Here is a 23130-nt window from a genome sequence, read left to right as displayed (position 1 = left end):
GTCTGCATCATTCAACTGAAGGTGCGCGCGCGGATCCCGAAAATCGATCGGATCGAACGGTGCAAAGGATGGCGTCTCCCTACCACGACCGTAAGGCCGGTGGCGTGGACAGCTTGCCGTGGCGCGGACGTGCTGGTCAATCAGCCCTCGATCTTGTAGATCTCCCGTTTGCCGTGATCGACGAGGTCGTGATAGTCCTTCATGATCTCTTCCATCTGTTTCATGTCATCCGACGACCCCGGTGGCGCGGACATCATCTTTTCGAATGTGCCGAGGTCCGGAACCTCCATCTCCGCCACGACCGTCCAGTAGCGCTCGGCGCTGAAATCGGTCATGACGCGCATGCCGCGCATGCCTGACTTCTCCCCGAGCCTGGACATGGCAACGAACTTGTCGACCATCGGGCGCACCTTGCCCGGCTTGCAGTACATGATCTCGCGAATCAGATACATGGGAACACTCCGGATTGATGGTGACGATTGCGTACACAAACGCACGATTGGGGTGCATAAATGATGCTCGCACAACTGGCTCCGCTCTCCTCACCCGTAGTCCGGTCGGCGGTGACGCGGTCGCTCGCCCGATGAACCTTTTCCCCGTTGGACCTGACCAATCTTGTGTCAGGTTGGACGTGACGCGTAATGTTGGATGCGACCGGCGGGGGCATGCGGTTCGTCCGCTGCTGACGGAACAATCGAAGCCCCGCTTCACGTACCGGCGATCCAGATAGAACGCTTCCGGAGTAGTCGTGCAAGAGCTCACCATCGACGCAGCCGCGACGGAACCACCGATTGCCGCCACACCACGCGGCCCTCGGTTGCTGTTCATCGACAACATACGCTGGGTGATGATCATCCTCGTCGTCAGCATGCACTCTGCCGACACCTACAGCCCGCTCGGTAACTGGTACTTCACCGACCGATCTCCCGTCACGCCGGCGGCTCTTCTCACCTTCGCCGCCTGGCAGATGTATCTCCAGGCGTTTTTCATGGGCTTGCTGTTCTTCATCGCCGGTTACTTCGTTCCGTCGTCGCTCCAGCGGAAAGGTGCCAGGAAGTTCATACGAGAGCGCGCGTTCCGGCTTGGATTACCTGTCCTGTTCTACATGTTCGTGCTCGGCCCGATCACTGAATATTTCGTCGCGCATTCCTGGAACTCCACCGAGCCTACATCCTTCGCCAACGAGTGGATCAAGCACATCAGAAACGGACAGTTTCTTCAGGAGAACGGACCGCTCTGGTTCTGTCTCGCGCTGTTGATCTTCTGCGTATGCTATGCCGCGCTCCACCCAGGCCGGACCGACGCGGCGATCGATGCGAGTGACTCCCCGGCGCCGAACAACGCACGTCTCATTGGATTTGCCTTGGTGATGGCTGCATTCACGTTCGTCGTACGCCTGATCTTCCCGGACGGCACGTCGGTGTTGAATCTGCAACTGGCGGATTTCCCCCAGTACATTCTCCTGTTCATTGCCGGCACGTACTTCGCCCGCGGACACTGGCTCCAGAAGCTCGACTACCGATTGGGCGTGCGATGGCTCGCAATCGTACTCCCGGTCGGGTTCGCGGCGTGGCTTGCGATACTGATAGTCGGCGGAAGGCTCTCTGATGACGGATCCGCGTACGCAGGCGGATGGCACTGGCAGGCCGCGTCGATGAATCTCTGGGAGTCATTCACTTGCGTGGCGGTCTCCTACGGACTGCTCGTCATCTTCAGGAGAGCGTACAACACTCAGGGGCGTTTCGAGAAATTCATGTCGGACAACGCGTTCAGCGTGTACGTCTTCCATCCGCCCTTCGTCATACTTGGCGCGCGCATGCTTCATCCGATCGCGGCGGCCCCGCTGTTCAAGTTCGCGCTCCTCACGATCGTGGCGTGCATCGCGTCGTTCGCGCTCAGTGCTGCGGTGTTCAGACGGACGCCGGTGCTTCGCGCGATTCTCTGATCGCTACGCCGGCTCGTACGGCTCCATATGGATCAACACCCCATCCACCGACGGCATCGCCGCGCGTATCGCCCCCTTCACCTTGCCGCTCACTATATGCGCGTCGTGAAGTGACATCTGCGGGTCTGTCTGAACGTGCAGATCGACCGCATACTGCAAGCCAACCTTGCGCACCTTGAGCTTCTCGATCGCGCGCACTTCTGCCACGCTCGTTGCCGCGCTCGCTATCCCCTGCACCACGCTGTCATCCGGAATGCGATCCATCAGATCGTTCACCGCTGGCCGCAACATCCTCACGCCATTGTAGCAGATCACGAGCGACGCCACGAGCGCTGCCCAGTCGTCTGCCTGCTCCCAGCCCGGACCGCCGATCACGGCGATGCTGATCCCGATGAACGCCGCTGTGGATGTAATCACGTCGCTGCGATGATGCTGCGCGTCGGCCATTACAGCGGTGCTTCCGATCTCCGAGCCGATCCGGAATACCTTGCTCGCCATCACCTGCTTGATGACGATCACACCGACCAGCACCGCGAGCGTCCACGCCCTCGGCGTGTGATGCGGAGTTCGTATCTCACGCACGGCCTCGATCGCAATTCCGAGCGCGGCGGCAAGCAACATCAACGCCACGAGCGCGCCGGCAAGTGCCTCGGCGCGTCCATGACCGTACGGATGGTCCTCATCCGCCGGCTGCGCGGCAATCCGCAGACCGCCGTACACGACGAGCGACGAGAAAATATCAGCCGTCGATTCGACCGCGTCGGCAACCAGCGCGTATGCATGACCGATGATCCCCGCGATCAGCTTGATGACCGCGAGGATCAGATTCACCGCCATTCCGGCCTGCGCCGCGCGCATCGCGCGGCTGGTGGGTGACCTCACCCGGCGAAATCTACGGTGTCGGCTCGCCCATGGCTGGTCTCGGTGGTGCTCCCATGCCAGGCTCCGCCCTCGGCGCATGCTCCGGTGCGTGTTCCAGTTCGGCCGCGGCGCCACGCCCGAATGCATGCACGAGCTTCTCGCGCCATTCGTCCAGGATCTCGTAGAACGTCGGGATTACGATCAACGTGAGCAGTGTCGATGTTATGACGCCACCGATGACTGCACGCCCCAGCGGTGCGCGGAAGTCGGCTCCCTCACCGAGGCCGAGCGCTACGGGGATCATGCCGGCGATGAGCGCGAACGTCGTCATGAGAATCGGACGCAGGCGTACCCTGCCAGCTTCGATGAGCGCCTCCCGCAACGTGATCTTCTTCGATTCACGCGTCCACTTGGCGAAGTCCACCAGCAGGATCGCATTTTTCGCTACGATTCCCATCAGCAGGATCACACCGATCATCGACATGATGTTGAGCGTGCCACCCGTTATGAGCAACGCGAGCACGACTCCGATCAGCGACAACGGAAGCGACAACATGATCGCGAGCGGATCAAGGAACGATCCGAACTGCACCACGAGAATGAGGTACATGAGCAGAATCGCGAGCCCAAGCGCGGCCACGATCGCGCCGTACACCTCGTTCTGATCCTTCACCTGCCCACCCTGCGAAAGGTGCACGCCGGGCGGCAGCGGAACCTTCGCGATGGCACGATTCACGTCAGCCGATACCTCGCTCAACGGACGCCCCTGCGGATTCACACCGACGGTGACGACCTTGTCCTCGTCCAGATGATCGATCTGCGCCGGACCGGTCGTCAGACGGACGGTCGCGATCTGGCCGAGCGGAATCGTCTGCGGACCGGAGTTAATTGGAGTGGCCGCAGCGGAGGACGCCTGCGCCGGAGGAGTACCATTCGGGGTCGGCACGGCGATTGGCAGCTGTCGCAGATCCGAAACGTTCTGTCGCGAAGCCGCTGGAAGCCGAACCGTGACGTCGCGCGTCTTGCCAGTGGGATCGACCCAGCTTCCGGCCTGCACACCCGCGAATGCCGGCCTCAACGCCTGCGCGAGCTGCCCCACGGTGATGCCGAGCGTTCCGGCGAGTCCGCGATTCAGCTGCACGTCGAGCTCCGGCTTGAGCCCCTTCGTCGACAGCCCGACGTCGGCCGCTCCCGGAACCTTGCGCACCTCCACTTCCATCTGCTCTGCTACCGCATTCAGTTGCGCGGCATCGTTGCCGCGAATCTGAACCTGGATCTGCTTCTGGTTACCCGCAAAGCTGCTGTTGAACGTGTACGCTGTAACACCAGCGACATGTGCAATCTCCCCGCGGATGATGTTGCTCAGGTCGCCCTGCGATATGGATCGCTCATTCTTGGGAACCAGTTTGATGTAGATGCTCCCGACATCCACCTCGCCCGACCCCGTCGCAGTACCAACAGTCGTATACGTATATGCGACTTCCTTGTGCGTGCGAATGATGCGTCCGATCTCCTCGGCCTTTATGTGCGTGTAATCGATGTTCGACCCTGGCGGCGTCTCGATCGAGACGTTCAGCTCGGAGTTGTCGGAATCAGGAATGAAACCGCCGCCGAGCTTGGCCCAGCCGGGCTCCGGCAGCGTGAGACCGAAGAGCAGCGAGCCCACGAACACGCCGATGGCGATGACACTCTTGAGAATGGTACCGACGGCCGACTTCGGATAGTTGAACGACATCAACCACACTATCAGCATCACTCCAGCCAGTAGCGATATTGCCGCAAACAGGCCCTTCGCGGGAATCAGAATGCTCGCGAAGAACACACCAATCGATATCGCGACCATATCCGCGCGGTGATCCAGCGCCCACGCGATCACGCCCCTGTAGTTGTCCGCCTGCCTGTCGAACCACTTGTTGAATGTCTCCAGCTTGCGCGAGATCCACGCGCGATGTTCGTGCGCCTCGATTGCGGGATCGGGCCAGTACGCCGAAAGCATCGGATCGAGCGAGAAAGAGACGAAGAGCGAGACCAGAACTGCGCATGCAATCGTCAATGCGAACGGCCGGAACCACTGTCCGGATATTCCGCTCATGAACGCAATCGGAACGAACACCGCCATGATCGACAGCGTCGTAGCTGTTACAGCGAGACCGATTTCGTCGGTACCCGTGTGTGCAGCCGTGAAATGGTCTTCACCCATCTCGATGTGTCGCACGATGTTCTCTCGCACTACTATCGCGTCGTCGATCAGAATTCCGATCGCGAGCGAGAGGCCCAGCAGTGACATCGTGTTGAGCGTGAATCCGAACGCATGAACCGCGATGAAGGCTGAAATCGCTGAAACTGGCAGCGCGAGTCCCGTGATCACGGTCGAGCGCCACGAGTTGAGGAAGAGGAACACCACGATCACGGTAAGGATTGCGCCTTCCACGAGCGCCTCCTCTACGTTGCGAACCGAATTCGTCACACGCGGCCCGGCATCGCGCACCACGTTGAGCGTCACGCCAGCCGGTAGGGTCTTTTTTATTTCCTTGACACGCTGGTTGATCTCGTCGCTCACGCGCGTCGTGCTGGTGCCCTTCGACTTGGTGATGTCGATACCAATCCCTTCGACTCCATTAAAGAGAGCGAGCGATCGCTGCTCCGCGGATCCGTCATAGACGTTCGCGACGTCCGCGAGACGAATCACCTGACCGCCCCTCTGCGCGACGACGAGCTGACCGAAATCTCTTGCGTCCGCGATGCGCCCACGCAGTCGTATCGAGCGCTCCTCGAGCGCGCCCGTGATCATGCCGACCGGAACCGCGAGATTCTGCGCGTTCAACGCGTTGACGACGTCCGACACGCTCACCTTCGCCGCATTGAGACGCGCGGGAATCACGTCCACCGATATCTCGCGATCCACGCCACCCGACAACGTCACCTGAGCAACTCCCGGCAGTCCCTGGAGCTGACGCGTGATGTCGGGGTCGGCCAGAATCGTCAACTCGTTCGGCTTGAGCGTGTTGGACGACAGCGTGAGCGACACGATCGGCTGGTCGGCCGGATCGAACTTCTTGATGATCGGCTCCTTCATCTCGACAGGGAGCTTGTCGCGAATTCCGGAGATCGCATCGCGCACGTCCTGCGCCGCCTCGTCGGTCGGCTTGGAATACACGAACTGGACTATGATCTGCGCGAAGCCGTCCGTCGAGGTCGATGTGATCTGATCGATGCCGTTGAGACCCTGGAACGCTTCTTCCATCCGGTCGACCACCTCGCGCTCGACCTGATCCGGCGATGCGCCGGGATACGGGACTGCAACGAACACGATCGGCTGCTGAATGTCGGGTAGCTCATCCACGTCCGTGTTGAACGCGGAGAACAAGCCGAAGATCACGAGCGCGACCATTATCACCACTGTGACGATGGGGCGCTTGATCGCGAAGTCTGAGATGAACATCGTGAAGCCTCTAGCGACCGCTGTTTGGCGTGGTGTTGGTTTGTGGGCTCTGATCCGATGGCGGCGACTGTACCCGCACCGGTGTACCCGGCGTGATGCCCTGCGCGGCCGCGACCAGCAGCGTGTCACCAACTGCAACTCCGCTTGTGATCTGCACCCTCTCGGTCGTCGGATCGCGCATGCCGAGCGTGACGTCGACGCGCGTAACCTTGCCGCCCTTTATCTCGACCACCGCCGGACGCTGCATGCGCGTGTCGACCGCTGACAGCGGAACGACGATTCCTTCCTGCGTCCGGCTGGAGATGCGGCCATCCGCATAGAGTCCCGTGATGAGCGTGTGGCTGGTGTTCGGAATCGATACGATGATCTGCACCTGACGCGTGGTCGGATCGACGGACGGGCTCACGCGCGTCACCTTGCCGTGAAATTCCTGATCCAGATATCCGGTCACGTTGAACACCACGTCGGTGCCGACGCGAAGCATCGACAGCTGATCCGAGGGAACCGCTGCGACCAGTCGCATCGTCGATGGGTCGACAATGGTGAACAGTGCACCGCCGGGCTGCACTACATCGCCCGGGCTCACGATCTTCTGGCTCACTATGCCATCGAACGGTGCCGTGATGCGCGTGTTGTCGAAATTCTTCTGCGCGGTCGCGAGGCGCGACTTGGCATCTTCGAGCGCTGCCTGCGCGCTCGCCGCCTGGGTCTGCGCAGTCTCGAGATCGCGCTGCGCGATCGCACCGGCCTGCAGCAGCGTCTGGCTGCGCTGCAGGTTACGTTGTGCAACGGCCGCCGTCGCTTCTGCCGAAGACACGGCCGACTTGGCGCTCAGATATGCATCCTGCAGACCCGACGCGTCGATGCGGCCGAGTAGCTGACCCCTTCTTACGGTTTGTCCGACGTCGGCGTCAGTCGAGATGATCGAACCCGCAATCTGCGCGCGCACGGTCGCGTTCAGCTCGGCGTCGAGCGAGCCCGAGATCGAGGGGCCGTTCGTCACCGATCCATGTCGCGCGATCGCGATGTTCTCGGTGCCCACCACCAGCTGCTGAGCCGTATCTGCCGCTTCAGCTGTCTTGCGTTTGCAGCCCGTCGCGAGTGTAACGGTTGCCAGAGCAAGTGGAAGATATATATAAGTGCGTCGCATCTATGGATTGATCCCGGGTTGTCCAGTCGGCGATGTGCCGGCCGCGGATGGTGTGCTCTGGCCCGACGTCCCCGCCGGCTGCGTCGTCTGCGATTGTGTCTGTTGTTGCGCTTGCAATTGCTGCTGTTGTTGTGTCTGCTGTGACAGGTTAGTCTGCCCGGCCGTCGCGGTCTGCACTGGCAGATCCGGCAACAGTGCGAGTCGTACACGCGCCACCTGCACGTCACGTGACGCCTGCGCTCTGTTCACGAGCGCCTGCGCGAGCTGATTGCGCGTATCGTTCAGCTCCAGCTGCGTCGAGATCCCTTCCTTGTATCTCACTTCAGCGATCTCGTAGGCGCGTTGCGCCTGTGATGCCGTGCCCGCGCTCGCTTCGAACGTCGCTTCGGCCTGACGCAGCGTGTTGAGTGCGACGCGCGAGTCCAGCGCAGCACCTTCGCGCGCCTGCTCCAGCCGCGCCTGTGCATCGCGCACATTCGACTCGGCTACCATCTTGTCGCCGTGAATGCGGCCGCCCTGGAAGATCGGGAACGACGTCGACAGTGTCACGGTCCAGTTGGGATTGAAGTCAGCCAGCGACGGGAGACCGGAGCTGGGATATGCGACTCTGCTGTACGCAGTGGAAAGCTGCAACGTCGGAATCCGCTCCGAGCGCGCGACCTTCAACTGTCCCTTCTGCGCAGTGACGGCTTCGGCAGCCTCGCGCACCGGCGCGCGATGCTCGGTGAGCGTGTCCGGCGACGACGCACGGGCAAGATCGACCCCCGGTGGCGCAGCCGTCGAATCCTCGACCGAGGTGGTGAGCGCGAGTCGCTGCTCGAATGGGAGATTGAGCAGCTGCTTGAGCTTGAGGTATGCGACCTCGCGCGCGCTCTGCGCCTGGATCACGACTGGAAGCTGATTGCTCACCGAAACCTGAGCCCGCAGCAGATCGAACTCGCTGGTATTGCCGACCTTCTGCTGCAGTTGAGTCTGCGCCAGCAGATCCTGCGTCTGCTTGAGCGTGGACTGCGCGATGGACAGCAATCGATCGGACAGAGCCGCATCGTAATACGCCGACGTCACATCGAGACGGAGCTGCGCCTGTTGTGCCGTGAGCTCGATGCGCGCCGAGCGTTGCGTTGCGTTGGCCGCCTGGATCTGACCGGAGAGACGACCGCCCGTAAAGATATTCTGCGAGCCCGAGAGACCGAGCGTGTATCCGTTCACGGAACCGAAGCCGACCTTGCTGAAATCGATTCCACCGGTGGAAGCATCACTCGCGCTGTGGCCAGCGACAGTGCATCGCGCGTAGTTCTCGAGACCAGCGACGCGGGCGAGCTCGGAGGAGTCGCCGTTGAACAGATATTGATTACACGGTCCTGCCGGACCACTTGGCGCAGTGCTCGGTGAAGACGAGAACGCCTTGGAGAATTGCGAGGCCAGTGTGCGCGTGTAGTTGGCAGTTGCGCTCAGCTGCGGAAAGAGCCCGCTGCGCGCCTGATACTGGCCGCCCTGTGCGCGCTGTATCGCGTTGTTGGCGATGTGCACGACCTGACTCTGCTTCTGCGCGATATCGACAGCGTCTGCCAGTGACAGCGGCCGAGCCGGTGTCGCCGCGTTGGAGTCCGCGCGTGTGATCGGCTGCTGGGCGCGCAACGTCGCTGGCATCGCGACTGTGGCGAGCGCAGACGACGCAACCAGAGCGCCGGCCAGCGCGCGTTGAATCCAGTTTGTGCGGCCGAATGTAGCCGTTATAGGTATCATCGAGTTGTCGAGTGAAGCTGGTTAGCGTCCGGCTATGCGCCGGCGGTGCGCGGCGAGAGACCGATCGCTCTGAGAATGAGAGCCGTGTACTGTTCAGCTGCCGCCGCGGGGGTGCTCGGGTAGATGTCCGGCATCACGTCGCGGCCCATCGCGTCGGAAAAGATCGTACCGATCAACATCGCCGCCGCGGCCCTGGCGTTGACGTCGCCCTTGATGAAGCCTTGATCCTGGAGCCGCCCGAAGTAGGCCTGGAGGGCCGCCGCCGCACGCATCGGACCACGATTGGCGGAAGCGCTCAACTGGGGGTGTTCCTCGCGCTCGCTCATGCAGCGTCGCATGAGGGATCGGGAGGCACAGATGTGGGAGCGGAGGGCAGCCGCCCATTCCTGAAGCTCACGTTGAGGATCTACCGGCACTTTCGGGAGTTCGACTAGTGGACCGCTCATCCCGGATGAGGCGATGGCCTCGTGGATGAGCGTATCCTTGGTCCCGAATTGCCGGAAAATGGTTATCTCATTGACGCCCGCCTCGTCGGCGATCCGTCGGGTGGTCGAGCCCCGATATCCGTGCCGAGCATAGACTCGGGCAGCGGCCCTGAGCAGTTCTTCGCGCCTTTCCATGGCGGAGGAATAAATGGACGCGCGTTCATTTCTGCAAGTGGGTACTTGCTTGCGGCAGATGTTTACGGGGGTGGTGGTCCGATTGTTTGGAGGATGAACCATGCGAACGCCGGGCGCGAACCGAACGAATCCGGTCGTGACCTCGATCAGATCGTGGACGAGATCGATCGCGTCTTGCAGCGGCATTGCATCGTGTGCAATCAGGTGCGACCCAACCGTACGCCCGGTCCAAGCTGCTGATCGCACAGATAGATAGAGCCGGCGCGCGCACGTGCCAGAACCCGTGCGGTCGGCTGCGTACTTCTGTCGCCAGTTGGCCCACGAGCGCTTGCCGACGATCCGCATCCAGTCCATCTTCACCGGCGCACGTTCGAGTTGGTCAGCGTCAACTGGACTTCGGCTTCATGCGCCTGTTCAAGTATGTGTGATGATACGAACCGATCACCGCTCGCGCGGTGACGTTCCACGTTCTCCTGGCGCTCGCCGCACTCCTCGCGGGCGCTGTTGCATCGGTCGTAGGATTTGGCATCGGCAGCTTGCTCACGCCACTGCTTTCGCTGCGCGTCGGCACACAGCTCGCCGTTGCCGCGATCTCGATTCCACACGTCTTCGCGACCGCGCTTAGATTCTGGCGACTCCGTGCGCACGTTGACCGCCGAGTACTGATAAGCTTTGGCGTGACAAGCGCAGCTGGCGGCCTCACAGGGGCGCTACTGCATTCCTTCGCCAACAATCGCGCGCTGTCCATCGCCTTTGGCATCATACTCATCTTCGTTGGCGTGAGTGAACTGACCGGCCTCGCGCGCCGCATGCGGTTTCATGGCGCCGTCGCATGGATCGCCGGCGCCATCTCCGGCCTCTTCGGTGGCCTGGTGGGGAATCAGGGCGGCATCCGCTCCGCAGCGCTGTTGGGATTCGATGTCGACAAGCAATCGTTCGTGGCGACTGCAACTGCGATCGGGCTCGTGGTCGACGCGGCCCGGATGCCTGTTTATTTCGCCACTCAGCCGCGCGAGATCGCCCACATCTGGATGCTGATCCTCATTGCGACTGTCGGTACACTCGTCGGCACGTTACTGGGCGTTCGCGCGCTGCGCTGGATTCCGGAGCGTGTATTCCGCAACATCGTCGCTACCGTTCTCCTAGCACTCGGCGCCTACATGACGCTCAAGGGCGGTGCATAACGTAGCAACCGTGAGATGGGGGGATGCGTGGTCGCGCAACCTCATCAGCCATTCGGCTTTGGCTCGATGCGGCGAACCTGCAGAACATTCTGCATCTGATCGCGATGAACCGATGCCGCGCTGGATCGCCGCTCACCCTCGACTATCAGATGTCCGACCATCCCCATTTCGGCATGCGGATCGCACTGGATGTAATAGCGCCCGGGCGGCAAGTTGACAGGAATGTCGAGCGTTGCGCCCGCTTTCTCGAGCAACGGCGTGGTCTTCGGCAGCACGACATTTCGCGGATTGGAATCAGCCACGAAGTCCACGTCGTGCCGCCCCGCGCCGTTCACGAAACGAAGTGTGTCGCCGGAATGCGCCACGATCGTCGATGGACTGAATCGCATGCCCGCGCTGTCGCGCGTCATGAGGATCGTGATGACCCTGGCATCGGTGTGTCGTGCAGCGGATGGCGTCCACGCCGCCACCGCTGCAACGATAGCAACAGTGACGGCGAGTGGAATGGCAGATCGAGGCATGTGACTGTTCTCGGCAGAAGTGAAAGAAGAAATCGGCGTTCACCGGCGTGCAGCGCTATCGCCCTATGCGATAGGCGATCTTGAACATCAGCGCGTTCACCGGACGCGCAGCGATAAGTGCTCCGCCATCGCGTTGCAGGCTCAGCGTGCTGTCAGCCGCGACATCCGACCGTGTCTGGGTCCACGCGAGATAAAGCGCCATGCCCGGCCGGTATTCCCAACGCAACACCGCAGTGCCGTGCAGCGATCGCATGGCCCCTATCGGATCGCGAATGCTGAACGCCGCGCCGGAATTGCGCGTGGGGTAGACGCTGATCCATTCTCCATCAGCACGATGCGCATGCTGCAGAGAGTCGATGTCGCGACCATAAATCAGACGGGTGCTGGTTCGTGCGCCAGCGAATTCGCCGAAGTCGCGATACGTACCGACAGTCACGAAGGGCTGCAGATAGGCATCCAGCGATAACGTGCGTGTGATCGCGGTTGCAGCACGGAACTGAAGTGCCACCGTACGCTGGATCAATGATGCGGTGACATACCGCCGCTTGTCCCGTGCTTCTGGATCCGGCACGCTTGCAATGAATTGTGCTCCTACGTTCTGCCGTTCCGCACTGATGCCGGCGCTCAACGATGTGCCGTCCGTTGGGCGCAACGAGACGACCTGTGCAAGTCCAGCCGATCGGTTGCCACTGCGATCGGACGACCACCACGCGGTATCCGCTACGGACACCTTGCGACGCGTGTCGCTCTCGACATCGAAGTCCACACTGTCGCCTGCACCCACGGCCACAGTCGGACCTCCGCGCAGCGTGCGATCATCGTAGTGGGCGAGTTGATGCACGACAGCCGCGTCTGCTGTCCAGTATGATGGCGTCACAACTGATGCAGACACGTGGTACGCGCGCCCTGTAGCGTCGCCGTCGAAATTACTTCGCTGTTCCGCGCCAGCGACCAGCTCTGCCGAATGGTACCACGAGCTCGGTACAGTGAAATTGCGACGCACATTCGCCAGGATCCACTGCGTTCCAGCGAGCGGCACGAAACCCAGGTCGTTCACCTCGAAGCCGGGGCTTACAATCTCGCCGATCGCCTCCCAGGTCCATGCACCGCCCTCTCTTGCAATTCGCGCCATCGAAGCGTAGCCATTCAGCTCCGTGCGCCCGGGATCATAGCGCGAATCGAACAAGCCCTGTGTCAGGCGCCTGCCTGGCCGCTGGAAATAGTGAACGCTCGATGTCTGAATGTGCTGGAGCGCAAGTGAATCCCCTGTAACCGATGACAACGCCGACGTGAAACCCGCGCGGTACGTGTGGTTCAGCCACCAACGCTCGCCGTCGACACCGACGGTTGCCGCGCGCGACGGAAGCAATGCGCCGAGTGCGCTCAGGCTTCGATCGGTCATGTTGCGATCCGTCAACGTGCCGATGACTCCCACCGCTCCAGCGCCGGACGTCGCGCGCTTCTCCGCACGCGCGATCAGGTATGTTGCAGGTGGCTCGACAGCTACGTTCTCGGTCTGACCGGACGAATCAATTACCGTTGCCGATTCGCGGTTGGTGCGCGCGACAAGCGCACCTGCAGTCCAGCCGTCGCGCGATTGAAATGTCATGCGCGCTGCGCCAAGTATCTGCGTCGCGCTCGGCGCGTCGGTTACGAGTCCGGCAGGGTGCAGCGAAGGCGGGTGCCCTATGCGGCGTGAATAGTAGAGATCGAGCGGACTCGAGTACGCACAGATTGCGCAGTCGATCGCGCCAAAGCCAAAGATCCCGGCGTCCTGCACGAAGAAGGGGCGCTTCTCCGGAAAGAACGTCTCCGATGCAGTGAGGTTGAGCACTGCAGGATCGACTTCCACCTGCCCGAAGTCCGGATTGAACGTCACCGTCCCGCTGGTGCTCGGCGCATGGAACAGAATGTCAGCGCCGGCCGTGCGCGCGGCCCGTGCTCCATTGGTTGTTGCGTTGCCTCCGCCATTGGGAACTCGAGGCGCGACGCCAACTGCGACGTATGGCGATGCCTCCACACTTAAAAGGCCTGACCCCGGCACCAGTCCAGTGAGATGCCCGAAGTAGGCCGGACCGCCGGGCTCACGCTTGTTCCAGAAAGCCCACTGCGATGTCTCCTTGAGCCGGTCTTCGTAACGCCAGATCTGGAGCCCCCATGTCTGCGCGCCGGACCCTGCAAGGCGGAGCTGGGAGAATGGGATGCGAATCTCCGCAGTCCAGCCGAGGGAGTCGATGCGCGTTACGGCCTCCCAGACTGCGTTCCAGCCCGGATCGGGGTCGGCCCGTCCAAGAGCCAGCGCGTCGTACTGGACGCCCGACGGGTTGATGCGTAGCACAGTCCGACCGGCGTGGTCGTGGTAAGTGTCCAGCACGAGCATCAGGTAGTCGCCGCCGGGCTGGTCATCTCGCCGCGCGAGGCGGGTCCGGACACCAGCCGCTCCCCGGCTGTCGAACAGCCGCGTCCCGACGTAAAGCGCATCGTCGTCATAGACGAAGCGAACCAGAGTGCTCTCCGCAGCGGGCCTGCCTTCATCGGGATCCTGCTGTCTGAAGCCGGAGGCCGGCATCCCTATGGCCCAATCAGGCTCGTCCAGGCGGCCGTCCAGAGTAATCGCTCCTGTCCGCCGAATCGCCTTTACCTCCGGCGCATTCGATCCGGGAGCGGCCTGCGCCATAGCAGAGCGGGGAGCGGCGGCCATCAGGGCCAGGAAAATCAGGCGTCGAACCATGATGGAATAAATACATCATACGTATGATGTTTGCAATAGCGCCAGGATTGGGCCGTACCTTCACCGGCTATTGCAATGATGGCTGCTTATTCGTACTATGAATCCCTATGACCGAATCGCTGACGCGTCCTTCCCGCCGGAGCCTGGTCGATCTCGTGATCGCCCGAATCCAGCAACAGATATCTCTGGGGGTGCTTGTGCCTGGGAAGCGCATTCCTACCGAGACCGAGCTGGGGGACGCCCTTGGAGTCAGTCGTACGACCATTCGCGAGGCTGTGGTCGTGCTTGCACACATGGGCCTGCTCGAAGTGCGACAGGGCGACGGTACCTATGTCATGGCCTCTGCGCCCGGACGCGAATCGCTGGATCAACGGTTGCGCCGCGCGGCGGCGCTCGAGGTCTATGAGGTGCGCAGGCCCCTGGAGATCGAGACCGCGCGCCTCGCCGCGGCCAGACGAACGGCAAGCGACGTGCGACGCTTGCGCGAATTGCTTGCCGAACGTGACAAGTTTCGCGCCGCGGGAAAATCAGAGCAGGCCGTCGACATCGACGTTGAGTTTCACCGGACTATCGCCGTTGCAAGCAGGAACGCCGTACTTGCGGATGTCTACAACGCGTTCAGCATCGCTCTTCGAGAGACGCTCGTTCACGTCGCGCATGACAGCGTGGTCGGCGTTGACACGACAGATCTGCACTACGCGCTCGTCGACGCCATCGCGCGCGGTGATGAAGAGGACGCGGGCGCCACAGCTGCGCGGTTGATCGAGATCGACGCCGAGAGTCTCCGGAGCGCACTCACACCGTAAGACCGATATCACCGCCAGCGTCATGCCTCGCAGTTATCGCCATGACGCGTCGCCACCTTTCCGGCTCGGATCTCCGCGGCGTGCGATTGACCAGAAGGTCCCTGGCTCAGCGCTCCACTGTCGTCACCGTCACTCTCAATATCCGATCGAGTTTCGGGTATTCCAGATCCATGTACGCGTTCCCGCCCTCCAGGAGCGGACCTTGCTTGCCCTGCCGCAAACCGCCGCCGGATTTCTCGCCATAGCCTGAGTACAGGCTGTCGAGGACGTCCATCCCCTCGATCACCGTACCCAGCATCGTGAACGGTTCGGCGTCGCTGCGCGGATTGTCCCGGAGGTTGATGTAGATCTCCGTGTTGCGTGTCTTCGAATCGCCCGGCCCAAACTGCGCGAACGCGAACGTGCCTCGCACGTTGTGCGATCGGGGCGAATCGTTGGCGATCTGCTGGTCTTTCCACGCCGCGTTCACTGCCGGCTTTCCGTTGATCCCCCACTGCACGATGTAACCCGGTACGACGCGATGGAAGCGCGCGTCGTTGTAGTAGCCGAGCCGAGCAAGGTTGTAGAAACGGTCGGCACCGATGGGACCCCACGCGCGCACCAGCTCGAGTACGAACACCCCCTTGGTCGTCTCGAAGCGGAGATGCGACCTGGCGGGCGCCGCGCGGCGCCATTCGGGATCCGTCGGGTCGAGCAGAATGGCCGCGGAACTGCGAGGCGTATCGACACTGCTGGCCGTGTGGTCGGCGGTGGCCCCGCTGGTGGCTGTACTCATAGCACAGCCCAGAGTTACAAACGTCGCGAGGACGAGTGGTGCAATAATGAATGAATGGCGGCTTGGCATCGTCATAATGTACGCGTGGCCGCACTGACCGTCACAATACTCGTGGCCCGTCACTCAAGCGACGTGATTGCGCCGAATCCCCCGCCCCGAACCAGGTGATCAACGCGTCCACGAGCCCACCGTCGGATCGTTCTCCCACCCAGGCCACATATCCGTCAGGCCGGATCAACACCGCGGTCGGAGGCGCGACCACTCCGAGTGCCGGAAGTTCCCACGTACCATGGTATTCGGCGTCGATCGACTGTACACGATCTGCCCATGGAGCGATATCAAAATCGCCAGGCCCGCCGAGTTTGAGCAGCACCGGTCGCGCATTGTGTAGCAGCGTAAAGACCCGCAACGGACCGTTGGCGGTGACCAGATCGAGATCGGGCATCCGGCGTCCCAACAGCGGGTGCCCCGCCCCAAGATCGTAATGAATGTCCAGCCCGGACATTCTCGCCGCGAACGTCCTGCGCGGCTCGTCCATCCCTAGCAGCTCGGTGACGACATCGCCCAATGCCCTGGTGCGCTCGTCCGTGCGAAGCAGCGCGACTTGCGCCATCGTGGTGCGCAGAACGCGTGCAGCGATCGGATGACGCTCGGCGTGATACGTATCTAGCAGACTTTCGGGTGATGTCTGCCTGACCACCTGGGCCAGCTTCCATCCAAGGTTCACCGCATCCTGCACGCCGGTGTTGAGGCCCTGTCCTCCGACGGGCGAATGCACGTGCGCGGCGTCGCCCGCAAGCAGGACGCGTCTGTCGCGGTAAGCGGCGGCCTGACGCGTCATGTCAGTGAATCGGGAGATCGATGTGGCACTGCGCAATCCGTAATCCGTCCCGCATACGGCGATGAGCGCAGCGCTGAGATCGCCGAGCGTGGGTTCTCTGCTGGTCCCGACATGCGGTTCGGGCACCATTACACGTATCGACCCGCCATCCTTGTAGATGATCTTGCCATCGCGGATCTCGTACTCCAGCTTGCCGAACGCGTACATGCCTGCCGCCGAGCGGTGGACGCCCAACTCCGGCTGCTCGGTCATCTCGACCTCGGCGATCAGGCTGCTCATCGTCGGATCCCATCCGGGGAACTCGATGCCAGCTGTCTTGCGGATCACACTGCGGCCTCCATCACACCCGACGAGATATTCCGCCCGCAGCGATTCGCCGTTCGAGAGTTGAACGTCGAGGCCAGTGTGGTCCTGTACGAAACCCGTCACCTCGCGTCCGCGATGGATCGGCACCTTCAGCTCATCCACCCAGCCGGCGAGGATTCGCTCGATGTGGTTCTGCCACAATCCGAGCCCATACGGGTGCCGCGTTGGAAAGTCGCTGATGTCCAGCTTGACCGACGCGAACGCTCCGACCTGGGCGACCTGTCCTTCCGAAAGAAACCGATCCGCAATGCCACGCTGATCGAACACCTCGATCGTGCGCGACTGCAGACCTCCCGCGCGCGAACCGGCGAGCTCCTGGCTCGCGCGCCGCTCGACGATCGCGACGTCGACGCCAGCCAGCGCAAGCTCGCCCGCCAGCATCAGCCCAGTCGGGCCGGCACCGGCAATCACCACCGCATGTTCAGTCATATTGCACCTCGCTTTCCGTAGATCGGGTTCTAATTTCGGTCAGCGAATTTGCGATGAGGCCCCGGGCTTGCCGCAAGCCCCGGGGTGTTATATATGTTGAATGTGACGCGAAGTACCGCGCAGTTGCGCGCCGCAAACGCGCCGCTTCAGCGCCAGTCGGGCTGGTAGTAATCCGCAGTAGTGCCAGTGGCAGTCCGGAACCGCAACAGCACGTTAGCGCCGTCGCTGATGCGTATCACACGCAGTGCGGTGTCAGACGTTCCGCTGTTGCGACCGACGATGTACGTTCCGTCCGGCGACCACGCGAGGCCCGGGCTGAAGATGAAGCTCCCCAACGCCTTGCGCCCGGTTGCGTCTGCATTGATGATCACGGCCGTGCCATCGATGCCGTTGTACACAGCGGAATTGGGTACGAGGTACGCCACGCGATCGTCGCTCGCAGACCAGCGAGGTGTGCTCGCGGTGGGCTCGAGCACTGTCGTCGCGCCCGTCGCGACATCGAGAACTCGTAGCTCGAACGGTGACGCCGACGGATTCGAAGCGTCGGTACCGACATAAGCGACGCGGGTTCCATCGTGGGAGATGTCCGCCGCGCCATAGGTCGCACCCAATCCCGGAAGGGCGGCCACGCACGTAAGTGAATTGTCCGCCGCGACGCGATATAGCGCAAACCCCGCGCATGGTGTGCCTGCAACGGTTTTCCCAACGACGAGCAGCGTACCATCGGCAATCTGGCGGGTCGCTATGACGGTGGCGAAGCCGACATCGGGCCCAAGATCTCGCCGCGGCGACCCCGTCGTGTCGATCACGATCACACTATTCGGCGGTCCGCCGTTGTACTGTGACCCATCATGCATCGTGATGCCCTTCCTCGCCGCGTCGAAGCGCGGGAACGCACCGAGATCGCTCGCGATGCTGGTAGCAACGGTGCGCGGCACGCTGCCATCAAGATTCACGAGTCGCACCGCGGCTTCATTGGATGACCATACCACCAGCCGCCCGCTCGGCAGTACACGCACTCTCGTTGAGTCGACGGAGGACTGCAGGGCGCGCATGAACAGCCACTGCGTACCCATGTCTCGACCTGTAACAACGCCAGTAGTGGCGTCGATAGTCAGCGCGGTGCCGGGACCTGCGGAGAGAACGGCGGTTTCCGGACGGCTGTTATTGTAACGGTCCACAACGTAGCCGCGCAGGTTCGCTGTGGCACCGATGGCCAGCGCTGTATCGGTGGCCAGAGCGCGAACGCGCGCGGCCGCTCCTGGCAGGACAGTGAAAGTCGCGGAATCCTCCATTCCGAATTCCGGGACAGTCAGCTGCACCACCGCTCGGCCAGCAACGTGTCCCAGCCTCACACTGGCTTTGGCGCGCCCCTGGGCATCCGTGGTATCAGTAGTAAACTGCGAGACGGAGCCAGACTGCCCGCACGTCGGTGCAGTGAGTGCGCATACTGACACCGCGGGTTCATTCCGACGCGTCGTGTCGGCAGGCGGTTGTGCCTGGAACCGAACGACGGCTCCGGTTGCCAGCTGTCCGTCAGGACCTCGTACCTCGACGACGAGCGCCTGTAAAGGCTGGGCATCGATGGTGTCGGTAATACCAGCGCCGAGCACGGCATGCACGCCAGGCGCATTGCGAGCGGGCTGGCTGGGACCAGGACCAGGCGCCGTGGGCCCGTCGCCACCACCACCGCAGGCCGCGACAAGGAGCGCGAGGCACACGGATGTGACGAGCCGCTGGTTCCCTGGTCTTGCGTACACAATGTGCTCCTTTTGAGGATGAGCGCCCTGAGAACATTTGGCGCGGGTGCGCCCATATTAGTGCCAACTGGCTGCACTGTCCAGATTCGCACAGTGACATCCTGTTCAAACACATCGATGCGATCAGCACGAACTTGTAGCGTGAGACTTTTTGTCCATTTGCCAGCGCGACTCGCAGCCTGGATCATTATCGCGTCGTCGATCGGTGCTTCTCCGATCACGGCGCAGGTGCCCGCGCACGCGCGCGCATCCAACGCTCTGGTGAACGTCGCAATTGGAGGAGTTGCCGGCGCACTCTCGGCAACAATTCATCACAGGCCGGTATGGACGGGCTTGCGACGCGGCGCAGTTGGCGGACTTGTCATGGCTGCTGGAAAACAGGTCGTCGACTTTCGATTTCAGAGCGCTGGATTCGTAGGACGAGAGCTCTCCAGCGTGGGAATCTCGCTCGTTGCGGCTGGCGGGGATTCAGCCATCAGGTATCTGCTTCCAGTTGGCCCCGCGACGATTGTAATCCTGCCCGACCGACACGTTGATTGGCGGGTGAACGTCACCGAAGCCATATCGACAATCGGCCTGACGATTTCTCCCAATACGCGTCTGGACCTTTCCCGATCGCTGCAAGCCGGCGCACCGGTTTATCGCGACAGGCGTTGGCATTTTGGCGAGGCGGGGAAAGTCGAGCTCGCTGGCGCAGAGGGACTCGGGACGATCCGGCTTGCACCCGATGCGCTCGGGCCAAGCCGGCGTCTGCGGGCTAGCGTACTCGCTCACGAAACGATTCACGTTCTGCAGGAGGACTTCGCCAATGACGTGATCGGTCTGCCGATCGAGCGCGAACTTCTGCAGCAGACGCAGCTTGGTCGTCGCTTTGCACGCCATCTGGACGTTGGCCTGCTCGTCCCGGCGCTTGCCCAGCTGATCGCCCCTGAAATTGCATACAGGCGTCAACCGTGGGAGATGGAAGCGTACTCGCTCACCGGAAGGAAGCTGCCCCGCTGAGCCGGCTTGCTCTGATATCTCGAAGTTGATCCGCTAACCGGCGCGTTCCGCCTGCCTGGACGGACACGGCACCGATCCGTATGAGCAGTAAACGCAGCAGTCGCCTGCCCTCGGACGAAGCACTGTTCCACAGCCTGCGCACTGGTGGAAAATGACGCAGGCATCGGTCGGCATCTCCAGCGTCTCGGTGCGGCCGCATTCGGGACAGGTAAGCACTGTTGTCGTCTGCATGGTGCCGCCGGATTGTGAGCTGTACTTTTGATGCTGTAACGACTCGATGAGTCGCTCTCCATTCACAAACCTATCCGGACTCTGGATTTCATGTCCCCGCTGCGTCACGTCGCTCATGCAACTCGGTCACTGACCCTGGCGACTTCGGTCGCGTTGGTGCTGTCGTTCGGCTCGGCTATCGCACCGGCGCCCCTCCTCGCGCAATCAATTGTGCCCGCCGGGCAACCCGTTGGCGGAATCTCCTGCGACGCGCAGGAAGGACAACGGATCCACATACATCAGCATCTACTGATCCTCGACCATGGCAAGTCGGTCGAGATACCACCGAATGTCGGCCAGCCTGCGGGGAAGCAGTGCATCTACTGGCTACACACGCACACGCCGGACGGAGTCATTCACATCGAGGCGCCGAAAGACCGTTCCTTCACGCTGGCTGATTTCTTCGCCGTGTGGAGACAGCCGCTGAACCGTAGCGTCGCTGCCACCGCTCATGCAAGGAAGGGAGAATCACTCCGAGTATGGGTCGATGGCAAGCCGTTCATGGGAGACCCGGGCTCCATTCCGCTCCTGGCTCATGCTGACATCGTGATCGAGGCTGGCCCTCCCTTCCCCAAGCCGCCCAGGTTCACGGCGTGGGACGGACTGTAGGCGGCCCGTGCCGTCGAGGCGAGTTGGCAAGTGAAGGCTCGCGGAATGCACCACCGATTGGCAACGAGCATCTTGCTGGCTTCGCTGATGATGTTTGCGCCCACTCATGTATCCGGCCAGAGCGTCGCGACCGATCCGCACGCCGCGCAGCCGGAGCGGCCTACTGTGGCGACGCATGCGTACACCGTCGCGCCGGGATATCTCGAAGTTGAAGTTGGCGCGCAGGACATGCAGCCCCGATCCAGCTCGCAATTTTTCATTCCGGCAGTAGTCAAACTCGGTATCGTTCCGCGTCTGCAACTGGAACTGCAGGGCGGTTACGCGCGCAATACCACGCAGGGGCCGCCGCGTACCAGTGATGCAGGTGCGAGCGACATCGCGATAGCACTCAAGCAGCGTGTGCTGGATGCAGCGCCTCTCGTGCACGATTTTTCGGTGCAGGGAGCGATCAAGTTCGCAACCGGATCGCACGGAATCAGTACGGGGACGACTGATGTGTCGCTGCTCGTTATCTCGAGCCGCCCGATCGGGAGCGGAGAGCTGGATCTGAATGCAGGTTACACGCGCCGCTCGGGCAGCGGATCCACTGCTCCCGTCAATGCCACGCTCCTTACCGCATCCTTCGGAACACCGATTCGCGACGCGCTGGGCGCTGTCGTCGAGCTCTTTACCTATCCGGGGACCAGCGGAGCTTCGGGCGCGCCGCCGCAAATTGGCGTCCTCGCGGGTCCCACACTGCAAGTCCGGCCGTGGTTGGTGTTCGATGCCGGAGTGATTCTGAACGCTCAGCACATGGGCGGCAATTCCGCGTACGTGGGACTCACGTACAATGTCGGCCGGATTCCGGGCTTTCCGACGTCGCGTCCCTGATATCCGCGCCGCCGACGCCAGCGGCATTGCGAACGTCGAGCTAACTCGAAGGCGCGAGAACACGAAGCAGCGGACGGCCACCAATGTCCTGGAGCGGGAGGTACAGCCGGTGCGTGCGTGAATCGAGTCCAACCGTATGCGCGTGTGGCGCGCGGTACTCGCCTGCCGGACGGAGCGTCGTTCCGTCAGCCCAGAAGGCCGACAGAACACCACCTTCCGACGCAACATACAGTCGGCGCCACGCTGCATCCCACGCGAGTACATCAGGACCGTCGCCAACGTCATGCGTTCCGACGACGCTCATGGTGGTGAGATCCAGCACAAGCAGCTTTGCATTTCCCTCGCACGACATGAACAGCAACCGACCGGGTTCGTCGAGCGCGAAACCGTGAGGATGATCCGAGCCAGGCAGATCATACCGGCCTACGATCTTCTCGCTCAGAGGATCGATGGCCACGAGTTGATTCCGCGTCTGCACCGCGACCAGAACACAGTGCGAGACCGAATCGTAATGGGTGTTGCCAGCCTCGCCGCCGAGTGCGATCGTAGCGACCTTCCTGCCGGTGGCGACATCGATCACGACATCTGCACTACCCGATTCGTCGGATACGAACAGCCTTCCCGTGTTTTCATCGTACGCAATCCCATCGGGAAACAGAATGCCGCCAATCCGTTGAACGACCTTGAGAGTCCGATCATCCACTCCCGCAACCTCATGAGCGCCAGCGGCTGATATGTACACCATGTGACGGGACGGAATGGCCAGAACACCCGTTGCACGAGGCACTCCGGGGATTCGCCCAGTGATACGGCCGCTGTCTGTCGAAAAGACCAGCGTCTCTCCGGCGTTCATGTGATTCATGTACAACTTGTGAGCGATCGGATCGAAGCTCTGATAATCGAACCGGTTGGCAGGTCCCGGTAGCGGCAATTCGGTGACAAGACGTAGACCGGGACTCGCCGGCGCGCGCGTCGACGGAAGTACGCGACGATAATCTTCCGGCGTGAGTGAGGTTGGTGTTGCTGCACATGACACCGGCTTGTCCGGCAAGGCATGGAGCGAAGCGCTGGTCGAAACGAGTGCCATAATTGCGCCGATGACCGGAATCACCGACTGTCTGATCAACGCCTGAATCGCCACAACCCCTCTGTCGATTTGGGTAAGGAACCTTCGCCCGTCTTGTTGCTGCGCCATTGCTTCC

At 62.0% G+C, this 23130-nt stretch carries 19 protein-coding genes; 6 read left to right on the top strand and 13 right to left on the bottom strand.

The features are described 5' to 3' along the window. Positions 1 to 140 precede the first annotated feature (140 nt). Positions 141 to 452 carry a hypothetical protein gene (locus tag V4529_13240; protein ID MES2359292.1) on the bottom strand — a complete coding sequence of 104 codons (312 nt, stop codon included), beginning with the start codon at positions 450 to 452 and terminating at the stop codon, positions 141 to 143. Positions 453 to 748: 296 nt separating this feature from the next. On the opposite strand from V4529_13240, the gene V4529_13235 reads away from it, so the two are divergent. Next, positions 749 to 1945 carry an acyltransferase gene (locus tag V4529_13235; protein MES2359291.1) on the top strand — a complete coding sequence of 399 codons (1197 nt, stop codon included), beginning with the start codon at positions 749 to 751 and terminating at the stop codon, positions 1943 to 1945. A gap of 3 nt (positions 1946 to 1948) precedes the next feature. On the opposite strand, the gene V4529_13230 is transcribed toward V4529_13235, so the two are convergent. The 5 genes from V4529_13230 to V4529_13210 are packed head-to-tail and all read right to left on the bottom strand — an operon-like array spanning position 1949 to position 9764. Then, positions 1949 to 2827 (bottom strand): cation diffusion facilitator family transporter, encoded by an 879-nt coding sequence (locus tag V4529_13230; GenBank protein ID MES2359290.1) that lies wholly within the window; start codon positions 2825 to 2827, stop codon positions 1949 to 1951. A 10-nt stretch (positions 2828 to 2837) separates the two neighbouring features. Further along, on the bottom strand, positions 2838 to 6248 hold the full coding sequence (locus V4529_13225; GenBank protein MES2359289.1) for an efflux RND transporter permease subunit: 3411 nt from the start codon (positions 6246 to 6248) through the stop codon (positions 2838 to 2840). Between the two features lie 10 nt (positions 6249 to 6258). Continuing rightward, the gene (locus V4529_13220) at positions 6259 to 7398 is read right to left on the bottom strand and encodes an efflux RND transporter periplasmic adaptor subunit (protein MES2359288.1); all 1140 of its coding nucleotides are present in this window, start codon (positions 7396 to 7398) and stop codon (positions 6259 to 6261) included. Continuing rightward, on the bottom strand, positions 7399 to 9144 hold the full coding sequence (locus V4529_13215; protein MES2359287.1) for a TolC family protein: 1746 nt from the start codon (positions 9142 to 9144) through the stop codon (positions 7399 to 7401). Between the two features lie 32 nt (positions 9145 to 9176). After that, positions 9177 to 9764, bottom strand: a complete 588-nt coding sequence (locus tag V4529_13210; GenBank protein MES2359286.1) for a helix-turn-helix domain-containing protein — start codon at positions 9762 to 9764, stop codon at positions 9177 to 9179. 455 nt (positions 9765 to 10219) lie between these two features. Between V4529_13210 and V4529_13205 the strand changes: the two genes are divergently transcribed. Further along, complete coding sequence (locus V4529_13205) at positions 10220 to 10948, top strand: sulfite exporter TauE/SafE family protein (GenBank protein ID MES2359285.1); 729 nt, start codon at positions 10220 to 10222, stop codon at positions 10946 to 10948. A 44-nt stretch (positions 10949 to 10992) separates the two neighbouring features. Here the strand turns inward: V4529_13205 and V4529_13200 are convergent, their stop codons facing one another. Both V4529_13200 and V4529_13195 read right to left on the bottom strand, forming a co-directional pair. Beyond that, positions 10993 to 11469, bottom strand: coding sequence for a plastocyanin/azurin family copper-binding protein (locus V4529_13200; protein ID MES2359284.1), 477 nt, complete (start codon positions 11467 to 11469; stop codon positions 10993 to 10995). A 55-nt stretch (positions 11470 to 11524) separates the two neighbouring features. Next, positions 11525 to 14200, bottom strand: coding sequence for a DUF5916 domain-containing protein (locus V4529_13195; protein ID MES2359283.1), 2676 nt, complete (start codon positions 14198 to 14200; stop codon positions 11525 to 11527). 107 nt (positions 14201 to 14307) lie between these two features. On the opposite strand from V4529_13195, the gene V4529_13190 reads away from it, so the two are divergent. Beyond that, positions 14308 to 15006 (top strand): FCD domain-containing protein, encoded by a 699-nt coding sequence (locus V4529_13190; GenBank protein ID MES2359282.1) that lies wholly within the window; start codon positions 14308 to 14310, stop codon positions 15004 to 15006. A 106-nt stretch (positions 15007 to 15112) separates the two neighbouring features. Here the strand turns inward: V4529_13190 and V4529_13185 are convergent, their stop codons facing one another. The 3 genes from V4529_13185 to V4529_13175 form a co-directional block, all read right to left on the bottom strand. Next, entirely contained in the window at positions 15113 to 15781 is a 669-nt protein-coding gene (locus tag V4529_13185; protein ID MES2359281.1) for a peptidylprolyl isomerase, read from the bottom strand. 100 nt (positions 15782 to 15881) lie between these two features. Beyond that, positions 15882 to 17417, bottom strand: coding sequence for an FAD-dependent monooxygenase (locus tag V4529_13180; protein MES2359280.1), 1536 nt, complete (start codon positions 17415 to 17417; stop codon positions 15882 to 15884). Positions 17418 to 17563: 146 nt separating this feature from the next. Then, a complete protein-coding gene (locus V4529_13175; GenBank protein ID MES2359279.1) occupies positions 17564 to 19177 on the bottom strand; it encodes a hypothetical protein in 1614 nt (537 codons plus the stop codon). A 141-nt stretch (positions 19178 to 19318) separates the two neighbouring features. On the opposite strand from V4529_13175, the gene V4529_13170 reads away from it, so the two are divergent. Then, positions 19319 to 20179: a hypothetical protein gene (locus V4529_13170; protein MES2359278.1), complete on the top strand. Its 861-nt coding sequence runs from the start codon at positions 19319 to 19321 to the stop codon at positions 20177 to 20179. Positions 20180 to 20212: 33 nt separating this feature from the next. On the opposite strand, the gene V4529_13165 is transcribed toward V4529_13170, so the two are convergent. Then, complete coding sequence (locus tag V4529_13165) at positions 20213 to 20410, bottom strand: GDCCVxC domain-containing (seleno)protein (GenBank protein MES2359277.1); 198 nt, start codon at positions 20408 to 20410, stop codon at positions 20213 to 20215. Positions 20411 to 20500: 90 nt separating this feature from the next. On the opposite strand from V4529_13165, the gene V4529_13160 reads away from it, so the two are divergent. Further along, positions 20501 to 21058, top strand: a complete 558-nt coding sequence (locus V4529_13160; protein ID MES2359276.1) for a hypothetical protein — start codon at positions 20501 to 20503, stop codon at positions 21056 to 21058. An 87-nt stretch (positions 21059 to 21145) separates the two neighbouring features. Continuing rightward, a complete protein-coding gene (locus V4529_13155; GenBank protein ID MES2359275.1) occupies positions 21146 to 21928 on the top strand; it encodes a hypothetical protein in 783 nt (260 codons plus the stop codon). 40 nt (positions 21929 to 21968) lie between these two features. On the opposite strand, the gene V4529_13150 is transcribed toward V4529_13155, so the two are convergent. After that, positions 21969 to 23123: a YncE family protein gene (locus V4529_13150; GenBank protein MES2359274.1), complete on the bottom strand. Its 1155-nt coding sequence runs from the start codon at positions 23121 to 23123 to the stop codon at positions 21969 to 21971. Positions 23124 to 23130 lie beyond the last annotated feature (7 nt).

The sequence above is a fragment of the Gemmatimonadota bacterium genome (assembly GCA_040388625.1).
Lineage (GTDB): Bacteria > Gemmatimonadota > Gemmatimonadetes > Gemmatimonadales > Gemmatimonadaceae > Fen-1247.
This window is presented reverse-complemented; position numbering and strand designations above follow the sequence as displayed.

What these genes read in the sequence shown, in the direction of transcription:
- V4529_13200 (MES2359284.1), bottom strand. Translation starts at nt 11,469, where the DNA reads ATGCCTCGATCTGCCATTCCACTCGCCGTCACTGTTGCTATCGTTGCA.
- V4529_13195 (MES2359283.1), bottom strand. Translation starts at nt 14,200, where the DNA reads ATGGTTCGACGCCTGATTTTCCTGGCCCTGATGGCCGCCGCTCCCCGC.
- V4529_13190 (MES2359282.1), top strand. Translation starts at nt 14,308, where the DNA reads ATGACCGAATCGCTGACGCGTCCTTCCCGCCGGAGCCTGGTCGATCTC.
- V4529_13210 (MES2359286.1), bottom strand. Translation starts at nt 9,764, where the DNA reads ATGGAAAGGCGCGAAGAACTGCTCAGGGCCGCTGCCCGAGTCTATGCT.
- V4529_13155 (MES2359275.1), top strand. Translation starts at nt 21,146, where the DNA reads ATGATGTTTGCGCCCACTCATGTATCCGGCCAGAGCGTCGCGACCGAT.
- V4529_13165 (MES2359277.1), bottom strand. Translation starts at nt 20,410, where the DNA reads ATGCAGACGACAACAGTGCTTACCTGTCCCGAATGCGGCCGCACCGAG.
- V4529_13160 (MES2359276.1), top strand. Translation starts at nt 20,501, where the DNA reads ATGTCCCCGCTGCGTCACGTCGCTCATGCAACTCGGTCACTGACCCTG.
- V4529_13220 (MES2359288.1), bottom strand. Translation starts at nt 7,398, where the DNA reads ATGCGACGCACTTATATATATCTTCCACTTGCTCTGGCAACCGTTACA.
- V4529_13180 (MES2359280.1), bottom strand. Translation starts at nt 17,417, where the DNA reads ATGACTGAACATGCGGTGGTGATTGCCGGTGCCGGCCCGACTGGGCTG.
- V4529_13150 (MES2359274.1), bottom strand. Translation starts at nt 23,123, where the DNA reads ATGGCGCAGCAACAAGACGGGCGAAGGTTCCTTACCCAAATCGACAGA.
- V4529_13185 (MES2359281.1), bottom strand. Translation starts at nt 15,781, where the DNA reads ATGAGTACAGCCACCAGCGGGGCCACCGCCGACCACACGGCCAGCAGT.
- V4529_13215 (MES2359287.1), bottom strand. Translation starts at nt 9,144, where the DNA reads ATGATACCTATAACGGCTACATTCGGCCGCACAAACTGGATTCAACGC.
- V4529_13240 (MES2359292.1), bottom strand. Translation starts at nt 452, where the DNA reads ATGTATCTGATTCGCGAGATCATGTACTGCAAGCCGGGCAAGGTGCGC.
- V4529_13225 (MES2359289.1), bottom strand. Translation starts at nt 6,248, where the DNA reads ATGTTCATCTCAGACTTCGCGATCAAGCGCCCCATCGTCACAGTGGTG.